The sequence below is a fragment of the Phyllobacterium sp. TAF24 genome (genome assembly GCF_052113785.1).
In the GTDB taxonomy this organism is placed as follows: Bacteria; Pseudomonadota; Alphaproteobacteria; order Rhizobiales; family Rhizobiaceae; genus Phyllobacterium.
Map to the genome: position 1 here is coordinate 73,467 of NZ_JBFRDN010000012.1, position 17,488 is coordinate 90,954.

21 protein-coding genes are annotated in these 17,488 nt (G+C 53.1%); 8 read left to right on the forward strand and 13 right to left on the reverse strand.

Annotated elements, in window-relative coordinates; all coding sequences use genetic code 11:
* Positions 1 to 107 precede the first annotated feature (107 nt).
* Positions 108 to 887, forward strand: a complete 780-nt coding sequence (locus AB4Y96_RS12615) for a DeoR/GlpR family DNA-binding transcription regulator (protein WP_244518470.1) — start codon at positions 108 to 110, stop codon at positions 885 to 887.
* Positions 888 to 1,000: 113 nt separating this feature from the next.
* Here AB4Y96_RS12615 and AB4Y96_RS12620 read toward each other — a convergent pair whose 3' ends face one another.
* Complete coding sequence (locus tag AB4Y96_RS12620) at positions 1,001 to 2,212, reverse strand: NAD(P)/FAD-dependent oxidoreductase (protein ID WP_441917736.1); 1,212 nt, start codon at positions 2,210 to 2,212, stop codon at positions 1,001 to 1,003.
* 68 nt (positions 2,213 to 2,280) lie between these two features.
* On the reverse strand, positions 2,281 to 3,000 hold the full coding sequence (locus AB4Y96_RS12625; protein WP_091884445.1) for a Crp/Fnr family transcriptional regulator: 720 nt from the start codon (positions 2,998 to 3,000) through the stop codon (positions 2,281 to 2,283).
* Between the two features lie 96 nt (positions 3,001 to 3,096).
* Here AB4Y96_RS12625 and AB4Y96_RS12630 point away from each other — a divergent pair, with 96 nt between their 5' ends.
* The 3 genes from AB4Y96_RS12630 to AB4Y96_RS12640 all read left to right on the forward strand — a co-directional run bounded on the left by AB4Y96_RS12630 (position 3,097) and on the right by AB4Y96_RS12640 (position 5,073).
* Entirely contained in the window at positions 3,097 to 3,366 is a 270-nt protein-coding gene (locus AB4Y96_RS12630) for a DUF6894 family protein (protein WP_091884442.1), read from the forward strand.
* 114 nt (positions 3,367 to 3,480) lie between these two features.
* Positions 3,481 to 4,446: a DNA topoisomerase IB gene (locus tag AB4Y96_RS12635; protein ID WP_441917739.1), complete on the forward strand. Its 966-nt coding sequence runs from the start codon at positions 3,481 to 3,483 to the stop codon at positions 4,444 to 4,446.
* A 75-nt stretch (positions 4,447 to 4,521) separates the two neighbouring features.
* On the forward strand, positions 4,522 to 5,073 hold the full coding sequence (locus AB4Y96_RS12640) for an iron transporter (RefSeq protein ID WP_441917741.1): 552 nt from the start codon (positions 4,522 to 4,524) through the stop codon (positions 5,071 to 5,073).
* Between the two features lie 68 nt (positions 5,074 to 5,141).
* Here the strand turns inward: AB4Y96_RS12640 and AB4Y96_RS12645 are convergent, their stop codons facing one another.
* The gene (locus AB4Y96_RS12645) at positions 5,142 to 5,612 is read right to left on the reverse strand and encodes a YciE/YciF ferroxidase family protein (protein WP_091884435.1); all 471 of its coding nucleotides are present in this window, start codon (positions 5,610 to 5,612) and stop codon (positions 5,142 to 5,144) included.
* Positions 5,613 to 5,733: 121 nt separating this feature from the next.
* Between AB4Y96_RS12645 and AB4Y96_RS12650 the strand changes: the two genes are divergently transcribed.
* From AB4Y96_RS12650 to AB4Y96_RS12660, 3 genes are all read left to right on the forward strand, one after another.
* Positions 5,734 to 5,871, forward strand: a complete 138-nt coding sequence (locus AB4Y96_RS12650) for a hypothetical protein (RefSeq protein ID WP_175540699.1) — start codon at positions 5,734 to 5,736, stop codon at positions 5,869 to 5,871.
* 130 nt (positions 5,872 to 6,001) lie between these two features.
* Positions 6,002 to 7,054, forward strand: coding sequence for a PAS domain S-box protein (locus AB4Y96_RS12655; protein WP_441917742.1), 1,053 nt, complete (start codon positions 6,002 to 6,004; stop codon positions 7,052 to 7,054).
* 257 nt (positions 7,055 to 7,311) lie between these two features.
* A complete protein-coding gene (locus AB4Y96_RS12660) occupies positions 7,312 to 7,932 on the forward strand; it encodes a C39 family peptidase (protein ID WP_441917744.1) in 621 nt (206 codons plus the stop codon).
* 172 nt (positions 7,933 to 8,104) lie between these two features.
* Here AB4Y96_RS12660 and AB4Y96_RS12665 read toward each other — a convergent pair whose 3' ends face one another.
* The 6 genes from AB4Y96_RS12665 to AB4Y96_RS12690 all read right to left on the reverse strand — a co-directional run bounded on the left by AB4Y96_RS12665 (position 8,105) and on the right by AB4Y96_RS12690 (position 13,072).
* Positions 8,105 to 9,433, reverse strand: coding sequence for a type II toxin-antitoxin system HipA family toxin (locus tag AB4Y96_RS12665; RefSeq protein WP_441917746.1), 1,329 nt, complete (start codon positions 9,431 to 9,433; stop codon positions 8,105 to 8,107).
* Positions 9,433 to 9,687, reverse strand: a complete 255-nt coding sequence (locus AB4Y96_RS12670) for a helix-turn-helix domain-containing protein (protein ID WP_441917747.1) — start codon at positions 9,685 to 9,687, stop codon at positions 9,433 to 9,435. The genes AB4Y96_RS12665 and AB4Y96_RS12670 overlap by 1 nt, the downstream gene beginning before the upstream one ends.
* A 246-nt stretch (positions 9,688 to 9,933) precedes the next feature.
* Positions 9,934 to 10,161, reverse strand: a complete 228-nt coding sequence (locus tag AB4Y96_RS12675; RefSeq protein ID WP_441917817.1) for a dihydroxyacetone kinase family protein — start codon at positions 10,159 to 10,161, stop codon at positions 9,934 to 9,936.
* Positions 10,157 to 11,122: an alpha/beta fold hydrolase gene (locus AB4Y96_RS12680; RefSeq protein WP_091884425.1), complete on the reverse strand. Its 966-nt coding sequence runs from the start codon at positions 11,120 to 11,122 to the stop codon at positions 10,157 to 10,159. Before AB4Y96_RS12680 ends, AB4Y96_RS12675 begins: the two co-directional genes overlap by 5 nt.
* 145 nt (positions 11,123 to 11,267) lie before the next feature.
* Complete coding sequence (locus AB4Y96_RS12685) at positions 11,268 to 12,185, reverse strand: MBL fold metallo-hydrolase (RefSeq protein WP_091884424.1); 918 nt, start codon at positions 12,183 to 12,185, stop codon at positions 11,268 to 11,270.
* A gap of 137 nt (positions 12,186 to 12,322) precedes the next feature.
* On the reverse strand, positions 12,323 to 13,072 hold the full coding sequence (locus tag AB4Y96_RS12690) for an SDR family NAD(P)-dependent oxidoreductase (RefSeq protein WP_441917749.1): 750 nt from the start codon (positions 13,070 to 13,072) through the stop codon (positions 12,323 to 12,325).
* Positions 13,073 to 13,168: 96 nt separating this feature from the next.
* On the opposite strand from AB4Y96_RS12690, the gene AB4Y96_RS12695 reads away from it, so the two are divergent.
* On the forward strand, positions 13,169 to 14,062 hold the full coding sequence (locus AB4Y96_RS12695; protein WP_441917751.1) for a LysR substrate-binding domain-containing protein: 894 nt from the start codon (positions 13,169 to 13,171) through the stop codon (positions 14,060 to 14,062).
* A gap of 103 nt (positions 14,063 to 14,165) precedes the next feature.
* Here AB4Y96_RS12695 and AB4Y96_RS12700 read toward each other — a convergent pair whose 3' ends face one another.
* The 4 genes from AB4Y96_RS12700 to AB4Y96_RS12715 form a co-directional block, all read right to left on the reverse strand.
* Positions 14,166 to 14,936 (reverse strand): alpha/beta fold hydrolase, encoded by a 771-nt coding sequence (locus AB4Y96_RS12700; RefSeq protein ID WP_441917753.1) that lies wholly within the window; start codon positions 14,934 to 14,936, stop codon positions 14,166 to 14,168.
* A 19-nt stretch (positions 14,937 to 14,955) separates the two neighbouring features.
* Positions 14,956 to 15,705, reverse strand: coding sequence for an SDR family oxidoreductase (locus AB4Y96_RS12705; RefSeq protein ID WP_441917754.1), 750 nt, complete (start codon positions 15,703 to 15,705; stop codon positions 14,956 to 14,958).
* A 72-nt stretch (positions 15,706 to 15,777) separates the two neighbouring features.
* Positions 15,778 to 16,599, reverse strand: coding sequence for an alpha/beta fold hydrolase (locus AB4Y96_RS12710; RefSeq protein ID WP_441917756.1), 822 nt, complete (start codon positions 16,597 to 16,599; stop codon positions 15,778 to 15,780).
* 85 nt (positions 16,600 to 16,684) lie between these two features.
* Positions 16,685 to 17,431 carry an SDR family oxidoreductase gene (locus AB4Y96_RS12715; RefSeq protein WP_441917819.1) on the reverse strand — a complete coding sequence of 249 codons (747 nt, stop codon included), beginning with the start codon at positions 17,429 to 17,431 and terminating at the stop codon, positions 16,685 to 16,687.
* Between the last annotated feature and the right edge of the window lie 57 nt (positions 17,432 to 17,488).

Consider the following 17,488-nt stretch of genomic DNA (forward strand, 5'->3'; position numbering starts at 1 on the left):
CATGCATGTCTGCAAAAACTAAGTCCTGCCCAAGTTCATTCATTTGAATTACATTTGCCGACAATGATAATTGAAACGACCACAAACCCCGGAGAATGAACAGCCGCATGTCTGAAATTGCAGAAGGAAAGAAAGAGCGACGGCAACGGGACATCCTGCGGCGGCTGGAAGCGAATTCCTATTTGGCGCTCGATGATATTGTCGAGCTCTACGCCGTCAATGAACAGACAGCGCGACGTGACATCATAGCGCTTGAACAGAATGGCCTGGCGCGCAGGCTGCATGGTGGCGTCGCAATCACCCGGTCTATCTCTCCCATCGCTTTGCGCCAACGCCGTATAGATAATGCATTGGCAAAGGAGAAAATCGCGCAGATCGTGGCAGGCCTCATTCCAGAAGGAGCGTCGCTTTTTCTGGATACCGGTACGACATGTGAGGCAATAGCAGCTGCTTTGACCAGCCACGGTAAACTTCGGATTTTGACCTACAGCCTCCGATCGGCAAACGTTTTGTGTACCAATCCCGATTTTGTCGTTGCCATCCCCGGTGGTTTTGTCCGTTCCGGCGACAGCGGCGTTTATGGTGCCGATACGCCTGAATTCATCAAGAAGTTCAAGTTCGATTATGCCATCGTCTCCGTCAGTGGCGTTGATCGTAATGGCAATATGGGTGACGATGAACCGGGGGAAGTTTCAACTGTTCGCGCTGCTATGGCACAATCAGCAGGCACTATATTGGCCGTTGATCATTCCAAGTTCGGTCATACAGGCATGGTGCAGCTCGGAACAGTCAAAGACGTCGATATGCTCGTATGCGATCAGGCTCCGCCTGACGAATTTATGCCGTTGTTTGAACTGGAATCCATCCCGATACATCTGCCAAAATAGGCATAGCAAACTATCCCGGACGGCCCAATGGCGACGCGTCGACAGTGAGGCGTCCGCGCTTTTCAACTCATTACAAATTCTGCGTTGCTCAAAATTGTCTTCAAAAAGGGGATCTATCTGAACGAAAAAAGATCGGCGTCCGTATCGCCGGTCCCGGTGATCAGCCCCCGGATTATTTGTGCAGCGACCATGGAAAACGTAATGCCGTTGCCACCATATCCGAGTACGGCATAGCAACGTTTCATACCGGGTATTTCTCCAATCGACGGTAAGCCGGTGTCACTTGCTCCGAAACAGCCTGTCCACGCATAATCGGCTTCTGCAATCACATCAGGAAACATCTTTTTGAGTTTACGCAGAATTGCCTTGGTTTTCATGGGCAGTCTGGCATCGCGTCTGGCTTCATCCTCAAAATCCTCATCCTCGCCGCCAACGATGATACGGCCATTCCGCGTGGTGCGCATATAGAGATAGGGATCGGATGCCTCCCAGATCAGGCAACGTTCGGGCCAGAGACTTTCCTTTTGCGGTGGCGTTGCCAGAGCCCAGGTTGAAATAATCTGGTGGCCCTTTTGCGGTACTTGGTCGGGTATTTCATAACCCGTTGCATAGACAAGATGTTTGCAGCGGATTTTCCGACCATGGGTTGTTGTTGCAATCACATGCCGGGGATGGGATTCAACGGAAGCAATGTCTATGGGTGCGTATACTGCTGCTCCACGGGAGACCGCCGCACGCAAATAACCATGCGCCAGCTTGCGTGGATTGGCCTCGATATTGTCAAAACACATCAAGCCTGCCCGGCGATCAATACCAAATCGTACCTTCAATTCCTTGCGAGACAGGAGTTGGGTTTCGAAACCAGCACGGCGGCGGGCGTCTGCTTCGCGCTGCAACCCATCGGCATCGAGAAGATCGCCAGCCAGATACAGCGAATCCCTGTTCTTCATTTCGCAGGATATGCCAAGGCGACGGGTTCGCTCCCGCAAGATATCGACTGCAAGCTTTGAGCGTCGCCACGTCCGTTCAGCATCCGCGACACCAATCTTTTTCGCAAGCTGGTGAAGCGGGACATCGATTTCAAATTGCAGAAGCGCGGTGCTGGCGGGGGTCGAGCCCGTTACCGGTGCGCGTCTGTCAAAAACCGCCACTGACAACCCAGCCTCAGTCAGACTTTCGGCGATGAGTGCCCCACTGATGCCTGCACCCACAATGGCCACATCAACCGTAAGATTATTGGAAAGTGGCTCGCAACGGACCGTTTGCGCTGGACGGTCCAGCCAGATTGGCCGGCCGGTTCTCAAGTCACGGTGCTGCGTCGCCATGTGGACCCTTCTTTGCGAGAACGTCACCCACCGGAACGACACTAACCATCACATGGTTCCGTACTAACCTATCGTGGCTCAACTGAAAGATTGAGATACAGAGGATCAAATTCCGCGAATTGAGCAAGACGATCCCAATCCAAGATCGTAACAGTGTGATTGGTCCATGTCAGGAGATGTTCTTTTCTCAAGGACTGAATTGACTTGTTCAAATGAACGACCGAGATCCCGACAACATCTGCAAGTTCGACTTGCGTCAAAGGGAAATGGAAACTCTGCCCGTCCGTTCGCAACACAACCTGAAGGCGGACAAAAAGTTCACACAGCAATTGGGCTATATGTGCCTTTTTGCTCTTTCTTCCCATAGCGACAATCCATTCCCGATGGATGGCTCCGTCAATCAGGGTATCCAGCCAAAACAGGCGCGTCAGATGGGGTGATGTTTCTGTGATGCGTTTAAGATCATCGTGTTCCACCAATGCAACGTGACACGGCGTCAATGCAACAATTCCATGATCCATGATTTTCAATGGAAAGGCGTGCAGATCGACAAAGTCACCGGCAATGTGCAGCGAAGTAATCTGTCTTCTGCCATCATCAAGTATCTTGTATCGCGCGGCAAATCCATCCAGCAGCAATGTGCTGAACATCGGGCGGCTTCCTTCCGAGACAAGGTCCTCATCCACTGCAAAATGCTTTTCGCGCTTCACAAGCGACCGCAAGAGATCTTTTTCGGCCTGCGTGACAACGTCATGGCTTTGCAGATTCAACAGTAGGGATTCGATCAAAATAGCGCTCCGCAAATGTCCTGCATCTTCATCGTGACCAGGGCTTCAGGGAACTAAATTCGCAATCGTGACTTCTGTTCCGAAAGGAGGAAAACAATGAGCCGGTATTATTTTGATCTTCACAACGGCGACGGGCGGTTCATCGATGAAGATGGAGTGGAGATGAAATCGCGCGAGGACGTCACCAAACAGGCCTCACGCATTCTTCTGGATATCGCCCGGGACGAGATTCCCGAAGCTGGTCGCGGCATTGCATCCATCAGCATCAGAGATTCAAAGAGCAAGCCCATAGGATTAATCAGCCTAACATTCGTAACCGAATGGTTCGATGAGAATGAGCCTGAGACAACCAAAGCCGATCGTTAATCGCCGGACGCAACCTGTGCAGTGCACCTTGCGGGCCAATACCTCAAACAATCATCCTCATCTTTTCAGGTACACATGCAGCAAGAATACCGGGACGCAGCAAGAGCATTGGGATTGAAAATCGTCGATCCTGACACCTTCGGAATATGCCGCCAGTCGTCTTCAAAAGAGACCCGGTACGTCCAGAGCGATGGGCGTGCAGTCAGCGCAAAACTCAAAAAGCGCTTTGATGCCTTGGTTATCCCGCCCGCATGGACCACCGTTCAATGCTGTGACGATGAAAATGGTCATATTCAGGCTGTCGGACAGGATGAGCTCGGGCGACGGCAATATATCTATCATCACAAATGGAGCCACGTGCGCGACGCGATCAAGACCCTGCGTCTGCTGGCGTTCGGAAAAGCATTGCCGCACATTCGCAAACGCACATCACGGGCCATTGCCCACAAAGACCCAAAGAAATCGATTACCGCTCTCGCCATTAAGCTGATCGACCGGAAGGCCTTCCGAGCCGGGCATGAGAAATATGCAAAGGACGGTGGTCGCGGCATTGCAACGCTTAGAAAGGGCGATCTTAAAATCGAAGACAATGTTGCGCATTTTGTATTTGCAGGAAAATCCAGAAAAAAGAACGAAATCGTCGTGCGGGACAAAGGGCTCGTCAAAAGCCTGCAGACCTTTTCGCAGCGCGGGCGGCTCTTTCAATACAAGACGGCACGGGGTTGGCATGCATTGCGAGCAACGGAGCTCAATAATTATCTGCGAGAAATTTCCGGCTCTAAAGTCAGTGCAAAGGACTTCCGCACATTTCATGGTTCGGCGCGCGCGCTCGCCTTTCTAGCCGGAATTGATGCCGGAACCGATGCGGAAAAAAAACGGGCAATTGCATCGGCAATGCGGGATGTGAGCACTTTTCTGCGCAACACACCCGCAGTCACACGGTCGAGTTATGTCCACCCGCTTGTAACAGCCGCTTTTAATCGCGACGAGCTTACGATGTCCCTGTTGCGCGCGCCTCTTCGCAAAGGTTTAAGCGCTGCCGAAACAGGGCTGATGCGTCTGCTGGAGCGTTACACCTAAAGGCCTCTATCCACAAACAGAAGGGAACAATAAATTTGCCGTTCCGTTTCTGAAAAGAAAATGGGAGTGCAGCACATGAAACATTCCACACCATCCGAACGTCCGAGCGACGAAGCAGACGTCAAACAAATCCAGATGGCCAAGAAGGAGGGTGAAGCCTATCACCGTTCTCTTCAATATATGGCAAAGGAAGTTGCAGATAGCGGAGGTCAGAAACGGGCCGGAGATTATATCGTTGCCTATGCGCAGGAGCGGGCCGAAGGCATGTACATGCTTGATAAACAGGGCAAACTACATTGGACCGAACCCACAGATGAGAACTGTCATATCGAGATATCTGTCAGCGATGCGGGCGACAGGCGATTTATACCGTATCTGGGAATTTCAGTGACGCTTTCCCCAGAAGGCGGAAAAAAGATTGGCCCTTATGAAATACCTTTTGTCTGGCATCCGGGGCTGTATCATTACGGTCGAAATATCAAAGTGCCGGGTGATGGGCGTTATACTTTAAGCGTATCGATCAAACCCCCAACTTTTATGCGCCACGACAAGATTAATGGGAAACGTTACGCTGAAAAAGTGGACGTTGAGTTCGATAACATCGAAATCAAAACAGGACGGGAATGAACCTCTCCAAAGGCATTAAATTTAAACAGCGGCCGGAGCGGCCGCTGTTGAGATCCTCATTCCTGAAACTATTTGTTGACCGCAGTCACTGCCAAATTCGTCAACTTGTTATTTGCTGCTTTCTCCTGATCCAGTATCTCGCTCAGGAGCACATGCGCCTTCTCATTTCCGAGAACCTTGGCCCATTCACGCAATGAGCCGTAACGGGCGATCTCATAATGCTCGACGGCCTGGCAGGCTGCGAGGACACCAGCATCCAGCGCGACGCCTTGCGCCTCAGCCATCAGACCGTCGGTCTCTTTCAAAAGACCATCCGTGGCATCGCACTTTTCGCCCTCGGGTTTTACATTGATTGTTTTGAAGACTTTCCTGAGGGTTTCAATCTGCCCTTTTGTCTCTTCCAGATGATGGTCGACCGCCTTTTTTAGCTCCGTATTCTTGACGGTTTTGGATACTTTTGGCAGCGCTTTTACGATGGCATTCTCGGCGTAATAGACATCCTTGAGCGTGTGTTCGAACAGTTCAGCAAGTGTTTTCACGGCGATCTCCCTTTTGATTGGTACTGTCGTCACAACGTTTGCTGCTTGGATTTCGTTCCTTGCCGAAATGTGCTGGAACCAATGAATCTCTCCAAGGTTTTAGTCTAATGGGAGGTATTTCATGCGTACACAGATGTGGTATCTCGCGTTTGCCGTTGCCATCCTGATGTTGGCCGTGATTTTCTGGTTCACTCCAGTTGAGCGCCCTCTACCCGCGCGCTCCGCGCCACATGCCATCGATCCACCGGGCGGCAAATGAGCGCCGCGAGACTATCATTATTCAATCCCAATTTGATAGGAAGAGTGCCGCTGTTTAACCTTGCCAGTTTCGTTTGAAATGGTAACGATAGAATAATCAGCACCCAGCCAGACAAGTTTACAGACTTGGCGTGGACAATCGGATTTCTGTCGAAGGTAACACCAACTTGCACATTCTAGATGAGGCGAACACCCCTTTGGTCGCGTCCCGATTGGCGGCAATCGTGGATAGCTCCTTTGACGCAATCATAAGCAAAGATCTGAACGGTATTATCACGACATGGAATCGTGCAGCCGAGCGTTTCTTTGGTTATGCGGCAGAGGAAATTATTGGAAAAAACATTCGTACCCTGATTCCGGAAAGCCATCAGAATGAGGAAGATGTGATTATCGCGCGCGTTCGTGCTGGCGAGATTGTAGAAAGTTTCGAGACCTTAAGAGTGAGAAAAGATGGCTCGCTCATTCCCGTATCCATCACAGTTTCGCCAATCAAAGACGAACATGGCCGGATTGTCGGCGCTTCAAAAATTGCTCGCGATATAACGGCAGCAAGAGACAATGAGCGCCGTATACGGCTGCTCCTTCGCGAGGTGAACCACCGGGTTAAGAACCAATATGCCGTCATCCTGTCCATTATTCGCGAAACAGCGAAAAGAGCCGAAAATGTCGATGATTTTCAGCTGCAAATCAATGATCGCATCGCATCTCTTGCCAGCTCGCACGATCTGCTCGTAGCCGCTGAATGGAAGGGAGGAGACATTGCAGCGCTCATTCACGAACAGCTGAAGCCATTCGGACATGAAGGAATGATCGCTATATCCGGCGTCCCGATTCAACTTGCACCCCATGCGGTTTTACATATCGGAATGGCTATTCACGAACTTGGCACAAACTCCGCCAAATATGGTGTACTCGGTCAATCAAAGGGAAAAATTTCGGTCTCGTGGAACGTGGAAAAACATGAGGACACTGAGTATTTAAAGTTGAGATGGTCAGAAACAAATCTTGGTGTCGAAAAAGACTTAGACCAAGGAAATAATGGTTTCGGTCACGTCGTCCTGCAACGGGCGACACCGCTAGCACTTGGTGGAACAGCCAAACTTACAGGTGATAAGGACGAACGTGTGTGGGAGCTGTTGGCTCCTATCCAAGAATGCGTGCTCGAGCCGATGGAAGATGATTAGACAGATTTTCTGTTATCAGCTCAATGCGCTCGCATCCGGTTTGAACACATGGTCGTAATTCTAAAGCAAGCAATATGCGGACCTCAGGAACTGATTATTTTCCTCGGCGAAGAGTACGAATATTGCCGAGCTCAGAACACGTAATTTCTAAAATCGTAAAACGGGATGTATGGCACTCCGAAAACGACAATTGAACGAACCGCGTTTCAGCGGCGATCCTAATGCTTGCTGCATCAACAGTGCTGGATGGAAAAGACATGGATTACCGAAACCTTGACGTGCCCTATTTCAGCCAGTGGGAAACACCGGAAATGACGTTGGCTGTCGTGTCGGAAGGGACGTCGGCATTGCTTCGTGATCCACTTTGGCAAAATTCTGGCGCAAAAACAGTGGAGGAGTATGCGCGGTGGGCAGTCAACATTTGCGGCATGGCTTGCCTGAAAATGATCCTTGCCACCCGTAACGAGACGCACCCGATCCTCTCGCTCGCGCGTGGCTGTACCGATTATGGCGGCTACGTCGTCAATGAGATCGATGCCTCGATCAAAGGTCTGATCTACGCACCATTCGTCGATTTCGTTCGCGAGCGGTTCAATCTTTCGGCAGTTATCAGGACAGATATACCGGCAGCCGGGATTCCCGCGATCCTCGCCGAACATCGGTTCTTCATCGCCTCGGTCAACAGCACTATTCGTTGGCCGGAGCGCGAGCCCTTATCAAAGGGCGGTCATCTCGTGCTGGTGACAGCTGCCTCGCAGGAGAGCATTCGCTTTCACAATCCCTCCGGCCATGACCGCGCCAGTCAGGCCGATGTCATGCTACCGCTCGCCACGTTCGATCGCTTCTATGCCAACCGAGGCATTGCGGTCGGCTTCTGATCTCTGTCGATTCGTACGCCGAACCCACGGAGCATCGGAGATTCGAACCGCAAGTGACAGGTCGGAACGCATTCAAGTATGTCAGTTTCCCCGGCGTTGCTCTCCAAAAGTTGCCCGTCCGGTCCCGGCCCCGAAGCAGCGAGAAGAACGGCCATGCAGATAATTTCTTGCTTCAGGCATGAGACGCTGGCGAAAGTGAATCGGCGACGACCCGGACGCGTTGGCTGATAGCAGCCATGGTCGACGTCACGAGCTGATCAGGAAAACCGTTGGGCAGCGCTGCGATAGCGGCCTCTGCCTGCTGTTCGGCGTTCGCTGCGATGTCTTCAAAGATCGCCTTCATCACCGGCGTGCCGACACCGGAAAGGTCTGCCGACTGCATGAAGTGACGGGGTACGATGTCGTGGATGGCATAGTGGCGGTTTCTGCCAACCGACATTGCAAGTTTGAATTTCTTGCGGGATATCTGGCCATCATCAAGGCTCGGCTGTGCGGTCAGCACATCGTAGAGGGGTGTCATTCGGAAGCGTCCGCCGGGGCTAAGGAAGATGCTGAAGTTTTTAGCGTGACCGTCGGTCGCACCGAGCAGCCAAAACAGGACGCAAGCGCGCATGAATGTCGCGATATCGGCCTCGGGTGTGTCACTGCCCTTCAGCAGATTGGTGATTTCCCGCATTCCAGGGCCGCCGTCGGACTGATATTTTCTGGTAGGCGGGATCGACAGCGCCTGGCAAGTGTCCTCTTGCGGCAGACGAAGCAATCTTCCGTCCTTCGTCCAAAGACGGTCGAAACGTTCTACGATTAGTGTACGGCGCTCCCCGAAATCCGTGATCTCGACATTGGCGGTGGGGACACCCATTGCTTGCAGCAGCTTCAGACAGAGATATTCATTCTCGACGCTGTTGGAGAGATCGATGCCATTGGGAAGCTGACCGATCTGCGGTTTGAGAATATGGGTGGTGGCGGTGGTGCCTGTGGGTTTAAACCACTGGCCGTCCTTGCGCAGCAGGGCGGTTTTTTCCTGTGCCCCGGCAATTGAGATTCGAAAATCTTCGTCTTCGCCCATACCGAGCGGCGCGGCGGCGAGATTCTTGATGATGTCCGCGACCTCGTCGTCGCTGACCGGCTTGCCGCCGGTATCGCCGACAGTGCCCGGATCAGTGCCGTCGGGCAGGAATTGCAGAGCGCCCACGCAGTCCTGGCCCAGAGCGGTTAGCAGGCTGAAGGCGTCAGTTCCTTCCGCTCCGACGCGCTCGGCGACCCGGTTGCGAATTGCGTCATTGTCAGGCAGCAGGTTGTCGAACACATTGATAACCGGGGTGCCGATATAGCGGTCCTCGCGCAAAGGCAGTGATAGTGACACCGGGAATGTGCCGCGCCAATCCAGCCAGCCGTGTCCGTACTGGAAGTCGATTGCACCGGTAGCCTCGCGGCGCAGCACGCCAACATGACGGCTGTTCAGGAAAACGTTGAGGGGTAGGTGCGCCCGTCTTCTTACCATCAGAACAAGTCCTCGATGTCGGCGGCGCTGCCCTGACTGCGTGGGCGAATGACCAGTTCCAGATTGAGAGCTGAAAGAGCTTCCATCAGAGTGCGCAACTGGACGGCCGGCTCCCCGGCTTCAAGGCGCGAGACCGTACCCTGCCGCATATGAATTTGTTCGCCAAGCGCGCCTTGGCTCAAGTGCGCCTGTTTGCGGGCGCGGCGCAGGATGGCGCCGAGTTGTTTTTCTGTGCGGGCGATCTGTTCGTTCATGGTGGCCTCCAATCACCAATATACGCGGCAACGTATAAACTGTCAATATACGCGAGTGCGTTTAGAGCAGCAATATACGCGACGGCGTCTAAAAGCAAGTTATACGTGAACACGTATAATAACGCAGATGCACTCAGACAAACGCACGCTAATTCTCGCCTGCCGCCAGATGCTTGAACCTGGACTCTGATGCTGATGGAGGGACGCATTACGGCTGTCCTCGACAGCGTTACTCGTCGGATATCTTCAGAAATATACTCTCATCATGCGCAGAATGATTACTCCTGACGCAGCACCGGGATCGATATGGCCGAGTGATCGTTCACCCAATCTTGAGGCGCGGCCTTTCGCAGCGATCATTGAGCGGGTCGATTTCGCGCCGGTCTCTGCTGCAGAAACGACATCTTTCCACATCTCAATACCGGAAGCATCGAAGAACTTGCAGTTGTGTAACTGGACCTCACGAGGATCAATCGGCGGAAGGTAGGAAATTCAAGAGCGCTTCCATAACCGCCGCTGGCTGCTCTTCTGGAACCCAGTGCCCTGAGCCTTCAACGACTATTGATCTCACATTGTCAGCAACGTGCTGAAGGTGACGTCCGTACATCGAGCCTAGCCCGCCGACGCCGCTTATTCCCAGCACAGGCATGGTCAACTTGCGCTGTGAGAAGGCTTTGTTTGCTTCGACATCCCGGGGAAAAGCGCGATAATATTCGAACCCGGCGCGCAACGCTCCCGGTTGGGCATATGAACGGCCATATATTTCATCAGCCTCGTTGTCGAATGCGTGCGAGTTAACCCCTTCGGCGTTGTGGAACCATTTAAGATATTCCAACTCTCGACCGGCAATCAGCATCTCTGGCAAGTCGGGCACCGCGTGAAACCGAAAATGCCAAGTGCGTGGGCTCTCGACCAATTCGTTCCATGGTTCAATACCCGGCAGCGGAACGTCAATTATAGTTAAGGTCGTAACTTCAGTGGGATGCTGAGCCGCATAAGCATATACAACCATACCACCCATATCGTGGCCGACAAGATTGACAGTTGAACCGAGCTTGAGCAGCTTGACGAGCTGATAAATGTCTCCTGCTATTGTTGCCTTCTCATAGCCGGTTGCGGGCTTGGCGGTGTCACCAAGGCCGCGCAGGTCCGGCGCGAGCACCGTGTAGCCCCGAGCAACGAGTTGCGGCATGACGAAACGCCACATGAATGAAGTTGTGCCCCACCCGTGCAAGAGTACAACAGTCTGCGGCCCTCCCTTTGCAAGCAGGTAATGATAAGTCACGCCATTAACATCTGCCTTACCGTCGGAAATGCCCGCTAATGCTTCGCCAGGTGTTGCGAGGAATGATTTCGCTTGCTGGGCACTGTCAGCAATAACAGGTCCGGAGAGCAGAGCAGCGGAAATAAAAACGAATGCTGCGGTTAAGCGCATCACGACACTCCATGGAGATTAGATTCGGACAACATAAAGATGAGCCGAAGCAGGTTGATGTCTATGAAATCAACGTTCGAAGGGGACTTCCACGATCAAGAAAGAGGTTAGGACCGCGTTACCGCGACCCTAACCCACCAAGAGATCAGTAATCCCAGAAGACCGGTACCCAGCGAAAGGCTTCGCCGGCGATCGCCACCCGGCCGATTGAGGGGAACGGCAGGTGGGTGGCAACCAGCAACTCGCCACTCGCTGCTAGCTCCCGCAAAAGACCGATCCGGACGCGAGCCGCTTCCTCGGGGTCGTGTTCGAAGCCGTTATGCCAATCCGGTTGGTCGAAACCGACTGGGAACACCGCGTCGCCAGCAAAGGTCAACCCTTCGCCGCCGGACGCCACGCGGATCACGCAGTGTCCGGGCGTATGCCCACCCGTGCGACGGGCGATCACCCCCGGCGCCACTTCGTACTCCTCATCGAACAGTCGTAACAGGCTGCGGTACTCGTTCAAGAACTGCTTGGAAGTCGCGCGAATCGCCTCCGGGAATCCTTGCGGCATGTTGGTGTGAGTGAAATCAGGCGCTTCCCAGAACTTGACCTCGGCGGCAGCCACGTGGATTCTCAGGTCGGGACGCAGCCGTTCCTTCACACCTTCGACGAGAAGCCCGCCGATGTGGTCCATGTGCAAATGGGTAAGCACTATGTCGGTCACGGAGGCAAGATCAATTTCGGCGGCCTCCAGCCGCTTGATCAGTTGTCCGGCCCGTGGCAAGTGCAAGTCCGGATCCAGACCCAGACCGGCGTCTAGGAGGATGGTCTGCTTGCCGCTACGCACCACCACTGCATTTAGTGGCCAGTCGAAAGCATCCGGCGGCAGGAACATGTCCTTCATCCAGTTTGCCCGGACTGCTGGGTCGGCATTGTGTCCCATCATCACCGTTGGGAGCGGTAGCACCCCATCGCTGACTACCAGTACTTCAATCTCGCCAATCTTTAGCGCATAGCGCGACGGAACCAATTCGTCGTGCCCAGGGCTACTGAGGTGTGAAGTGTTTTCCAAGTTCATGTTTGTCTCCTGCTGACTGACTGCCGCCTAAACACGGTATCGACAACGCTAAGTTGAGGAGTGTTTGCAGTCTATTGGGGTCGAGTGATAGGTCGAGCCATACTACGGTATAGGTCAACTCATTCAGGTTGCAGGGCTCAGGTCAGAGCCATGCCGCCATCGACGATGAGCTCAACCCCATTCACAAAGCTGCCGGATGCAGAGGCCAGAAAAAGCGCGGCCTGGGCAACCTCTTCTGCCCTGCCCAGCCGGCCAGCAGGAATCATGCGGGCCATCATTTCAAGAAAGCGTGGCTGCTCAGTCTCGGCTACACCAAGTTTCGACAAAATAGGCGTCTCAATCGGTCCTGGGCTCAGAACATTGACGCGAATTCCCTGCGCCTTAAACTCAAGTGCCCAGTTGCGCGCAAACGCCGCTATAGCGGCTTTCGAACCCGCGTAGACCGCGTGGTTATCAAGCACTTTTGTTGCCGCCATCGAACTGGTCAGGATGATATTGCTCCCCGCCCCAAGCAATGGCGCTATCGCCTGAACACCGAAAAAGACCCCGCGTGTATTGATAGCGAAATGCCGATCATATTCTTCCACCGAAACAGCGTCTGTCGCGGTCAGATGAATGTAACCGGCATTTGCCATGTACACATCCAAGCGGCCGAATTTGCGTTGGACTTCATCTGCAACCGCATTGTGATGGGCAATGTCAGCGACATCACCGCAAATACCCATAGCGTTTGAGCCTATTTCTTTCACTACGGAATCCAGTGCATCCTGACGGCGGCCAGTGATGACAACCTGTGCTCCCTCCTTTGCAAAAAGCTGGGCAGCGGCCTTGCCGATACCGCTGTTGCCACCTGTGATCACGACAACTTTGTCCGAGAGATTTCGCATTTTCAGTTCTCCTTGTTGATTGAAGCTGAAATAATCTCAAGATGCTTTCGCTATTAGCCGATGATGACGAACATGACATTTTCCCTGGAGGTATGAATGGCCACGCTGATTAACGAAGCGACCGGATTGCTATCGTTTGTTCGTACAGTTGAGGCGGGTTCCTTCACGGCAGCAGCGCGCGATCTCAAGACGACACCATCTGTGGTGTCAAAGGCTGTTGCTCGGCTTGAAAAACACGTTGGTGCCAGATTGTTCTTAAGGTCGACACGAGCATTGCAACTCACGCCAGACGGACAGGCTTTTTTTGAACGCGTTGCGCCTCTTCTAAAGGAAATCGACGCCTCCGCTGAAGTCCTGCAGGCTGCCACAGAACCAACGGGACGGTTGCGGGTGAGCCTGCCAAGCGAGGTTGCTCATTTCCTGATGTCATCGGTCGTGACGGGATTTGCCAAACGCTATCCTCGGCTTCACCTGGATGTTGGTATTACCGACCGCTACGTCGATCTTGTGAGGGAGGACTACGATGTCGTCTTTCGGGTCGGCCACATGGCTGAGGGTGATCTCATGATACGGCGTCTGGCGGATATCGACATGGTGCTCGTGGCATCGCCCTCATTTATAGCTGAATGGGGAACACCGCTGACAATCCTGGATCTCGGCAAACTGCCATTTGCGCGATATGCAATCGCGGGCAGGCCTCATTCCATACTCTTCTCAAACGGAGAAAGCATCGTCACGCATGGGCGTATCGATTGTGACTCGGGTTACGCGCTGCGTGTTAGCGCTCTTGAAGGAATGGGCGTGGCGCATCTCATGCGGTTTGTCGTTGCTGATGATCTGCGCAAAGGGAGCTTGATCCAGCTTCTTACTAACGAGCCTTTGCCATCGCAGCCTTTTAGCGCAATCCATGCTTTCCGCAGCACGGTGCCCACTCGGGTTCGATTATTATGTGACTTCATTTCTGATGAAGCCAAAAGGTTCTCTGAATAACCAAATGAGCCCGTCGGCCCTTTTGGACAAGCGGCGTTTGTTCTTTGCCAAACTTGCTTCAGCCAGCCAGATACAATGCTGACCAGCCAAAGCGTATTAATGCTTACTGCGCTGCATGTTCGATGAGTTTGGTTACAGCGTCTGGATGTGAAATCATTACAACGTGAGACCCACCTTTAATGACGATGGTTTCCCTTGAATTGGCGCGCTCCGCCATCCAGACGATCGCTTTCGCTGGAATATTCTTGTCGGCATCACCATAAATGAAGAAGCTGGGAAGCTTCTTCCAAGCGGCGCTGGTTACAGGTTCATTCAAAGCAGCGTCGGTTACAGGGCGCTGAGTTGCCGCCATAAGACGAGTTTCAGCTTCAGGGACATCCGCCGCGAACTGATCGTGAAACTTGTCGCGTTGGATATAAAGATCTGCTGTACCACCTTCCAATTTGACGGCGGCGCCAAGCGCAGTTCCCAGTGTACCGCCCGGGAACTTGCCGGACAGGCTCGCTGCCGTCTCACCCAAATCGGGCGCAAAAGCCGACACATAAACCAGCGACCTTACATTACCTGCAGTTTCTGCCGCTTGGCTGATGATGGTTCCGCCATATGAATGGCCCACAAGCACAACAGGCGTCTTCAACGAGGTGATGATATTTGTCACGTAAGCGGCATCAGTTTTAACGCTACGCAGTGGATTAGCCACAGCGACGACAGGATAGCCATCTTTCTCGAGGCGGGTTATCACGCCATTCCAACTGGACGCATCAGCAAATGCACCATGCACGAGAACAATGGTCGGCTTGCTTTCCGTAGCGAACGCCGAAGAAGTAAAAGTCGATCCAAGGGCAATCAGGGTAGACAGAAGAGAGATTTTCATAGATCAGTTCTTTCCGTGATCAGTGGGAGGATTTCTGCAGCCATTGCTGCAGAGTGGTCGGCTGCAGTCTTGCGCCCTGTCCGGGAACCAGAGACAGTTCATCGATCGACACCCCGAAATATGGTGCATTTGGATCGGTCATGATCGATCGGGTGTCGCCAGTTGCGCGAAGGTAAGATTCAACAATACCAGTGAGCGTGCCGCGATCTGGGCCGGCGATTTCCACAGTACCATTTACAGGTTCGCCAAGAACGACCTCTTCCAAGGCGGCGGCCACATCCCCGGCTGCGATTGGCTGGAAAGCAGCCGCCGGCAAGCGGATCGCGTTTTCGACAAAACTAAAAGAAATAATCGAATCAAGGAACTCGAAAAATTGGGTTGCCCGAACGATGGTGTACGGAACACCGGCGGATTTAATGAGAGTTTCCTGAACAAGCTTGGCTCGAAAGTATCCGCTCTCCTGCAGGCGGTCTGTGCCGACGACCGACAGTGCTATGTGGTGATGAATGCCTTCCGCTATCTCAATAGCCGCTATATTGCGGGCCGAGTTCTGAAAGAATTCCATTGCCGCCTGGTCTTCGAAGGAGGGAGCGTTGGAGACGTCAATAACAACGTTTGCGCCCTTTAACGCCTCGTCCAACCCTTCGCCCGTTACCGCATTGACGCCGGTTCGCGGTGAGGCAGCGATGACGTCATGGCCACGATCCTTCAACCTGCCAACCAGTTTTGCACCGATGAGGCCATTGCCTCCAATGACAACGATTTTCATTTTCTTTGTTCCTTTGTTTGGCCAGCTGGACGGCCGGGTCCAGAGACCCGGCGGCCGATCAGCCATCCGGGCTTAACTTCTGATAAAGTCGAGGAGATCGGCATTGACTATGTCCGCCTGAGTCGTACACATGCCATGCGGGTAGTTTTCATAGATCTTCAGCGAGCCGTTCTTGAGCAGCTTGATGGACAGAAGCGCAGAATCGGCAATTGGCACGATCTGGTCGTCGTCCCCATGCATCACAAGCGTTGGCACATCAATGCGCTTCAGGTCTTCCGTAAAATCTGTTTCCGAGAAGGCTTTGATACAGTCATACTGTGCCTTGGCGCCGCCCATCATACTTTGCCGCCACCAGTTCACGCGCACGGCCTCGGATACCGCCGCTCCTTCGCGGTTGAAACCGTAGAATGGAATAGGAAAGTTCCAGTAGAATTCCGAGCGGTTGGCTGCCAATTGGGAGCGCAAGCTATCCAGAACTTCGATTGGCAGACCAGCGGGGTTCGCAGCGGTTTTTACCATGATCGGAGGCACGGCGCCTATCAAAACTAATTTTGCTACACGGTCCCTGCCATACTGTGCGACATAGCGAGCAGCTTCACCACCACCGGTCGAATGACCAATGTGAATTGCATTGCGCACGTCAAGCGCCGCAGCGAGCTCCGCAAAATCCGCAGCATAGGTATCCATATCGTGTCCGGTTGAGGTTTGGCTGGATCGCCCGTGGCCACGCCGATCATGTGCAATCACGCGATAACCTTTGCCCAAAAAATAGAGCATTTGCGCATCCCAATCGTCACTTGAGAGTGGCCACCCGTGATGGAAGACGATCGGTTGCCCCGATCCCCAATCCTTGTAAGAGATATCCGTGCCGTCTTTGGTTTTCAGGAGACCCATGTCGTGCGTCCTTTCACGTTGATTGTTGAAAACGGTTGAAGAAGAAGACTGCTCAATGCCAGGGCAACAAAAGCTGATGCGCCGTCTAATTGGCCATGGAGCGATACAACCAGTCGACGTAGTGCATCGACGCTAAACGCGCCCCTTTCAGCGGGAGCAACGTGTCATCGTTCAGCTTCACGCCATAGTAAGTCGCTCTATCGTCGCTAATCACTTGACGTGTATCTTCATTGATTGCGAGATTCGTAAGCGCGATTTCATCGAGCCCAAATTGTTCTGGCCCGCCGATCTCCACGGTGGAATTCTTCGGCGTTCCGATCGCCAATTCGGCCAAAATTTCGACCACATCCGCAGCTGCAATGGGCCGGACAGATGCGGAGGGCAATCTCAAAACATCTCCATCCGCACCCTGGTCAATTATGCCGCTGATAAACTCAAAAAATTGCGTGGAATGCAGGAGCGTGTAGGGCCTCCTTGCGGCTCTGATGAGGTTTTCCTGTACCATTTTCGCGCGAAAATAATCGCTCTCGACGAGGCGAGGTGTTCCCACCACAGAAAGCGCGAGATAATGACCAGCATTGACAGACGCAGCCARCAAATTCTCAGTGGACACTTTGAAAAATTCCAATGCGGAACTGTCGCCGAATGATGCGGAGTTCGTAACATCAATGACAATGTCCGCACCGGCCATCGCTGCATTGAGGCCGTCACCTGTGATGGTGTTAATTCCAAACGAACGCGAAGCTTGGATCACTTCCAAACCCTGCCGACGAAGCTTTCCAACAAGCAGGGCTCCAATAAGTCCGCTTGCTCCCACAACTGTCACTTTCATCATTTGCTCCCTTTTCGATTGAATTTGGCCTCGCCCACCTCGCGAAAATGACAGATG

Coding starts and splice junctions, on each gene's coding strand:
- AB4Y96_RS12615 (WP_244518470.1), top strand. CDS start 108: ATGTCTGAAATTGCAGAAGGAAAGAAAGAGCGACGGCAACGGGACATC.
- AB4Y96_RS12620 (WP_441917736.1), bottom strand. CDS start 2,212: ATGGCGACGCAGCACCGTGACTTGAGAACCGGCCGGCCAATCTGGCTG.
- AB4Y96_RS12630 (WP_091884442.1), top strand. CDS start 3,097: ATGAGCCGGTATTATTTTGATCTTCACAACGGCGACGGGCGGTTCATC.
- AB4Y96_RS12640 (WP_441917741.1), top strand. CDS start 4,522: ATGAAACATTCCACACCATCCGAACGTCCGAGCGACGAAGCAGACGTC.
- AB4Y96_RS12650 (WP_175540699.1), top strand. CDS start 5,734: ATGCGTACACAGATGTGGTATCTCGCGTTTGCCGTTGCCATCCTGATG.
- AB4Y96_RS12660 (WP_441917744.1), top strand. CDS start 7,312: ATGGATTACCGAAACCTTGACGTGCCCTATTTCAGCCAGTGGGAAACA.
- AB4Y96_RS12665 (WP_441917746.1), bottom strand. CDS start 9,433: ATGGTAAGAAGACGGGCGCACCTACCCCTCAACGTTTTCCTGAACAGC.
- AB4Y96_RS12670 (WP_441917747.1), bottom strand. CDS start 9,687: ATGAACGAACAGATCGCCCGCACAGAAAAACAACTCGGCGCCATCCTG.
- AB4Y96_RS12680 (WP_091884425.1), bottom strand. CDS start 11,122: ATGCGCTTAACCGCAGCATTCGTTTTTATTTCCGCTGCTCTGCTCTCC.
- AB4Y96_RS12685 (WP_091884424.1), bottom strand. CDS start 12,185: ATGAACTTGGAAAACACTTCACACCTCAGTAGCCCTGGGCACGACGAA.
- AB4Y96_RS12690 (WP_441917749.1), bottom strand. CDS start 13,072: ATGCGAAATCTCTCGGACAAAGTTGTCGTGATCACAGGTGGCAACAGC.
- AB4Y96_RS12695 (WP_441917751.1), top strand. CDS start 13,169: ATGGCCACGCTGATTAACGAAGCGACCGGATTGCTATCGTTTGTTCGT.
- AB4Y96_RS12700 (WP_441917753.1), bottom strand. CDS start 14,936: ATGAAAATCTCTCTTCTGTCTACCCTGATTGCCCTTGGATCGACTTTT.
- AB4Y96_RS12705 (WP_441917754.1), bottom strand. CDS start 15,705: ATGAAAATCGTTGTCATTGGAGGCAATGGCCTCATCGGTGCAAAACTG.
- AB4Y96_RS12710 (WP_441917756.1), bottom strand. CDS start 16,599: ATGGGTCTCCTGAAAACCAAAGACGGCACGGATATCTCTTACAAGGAT.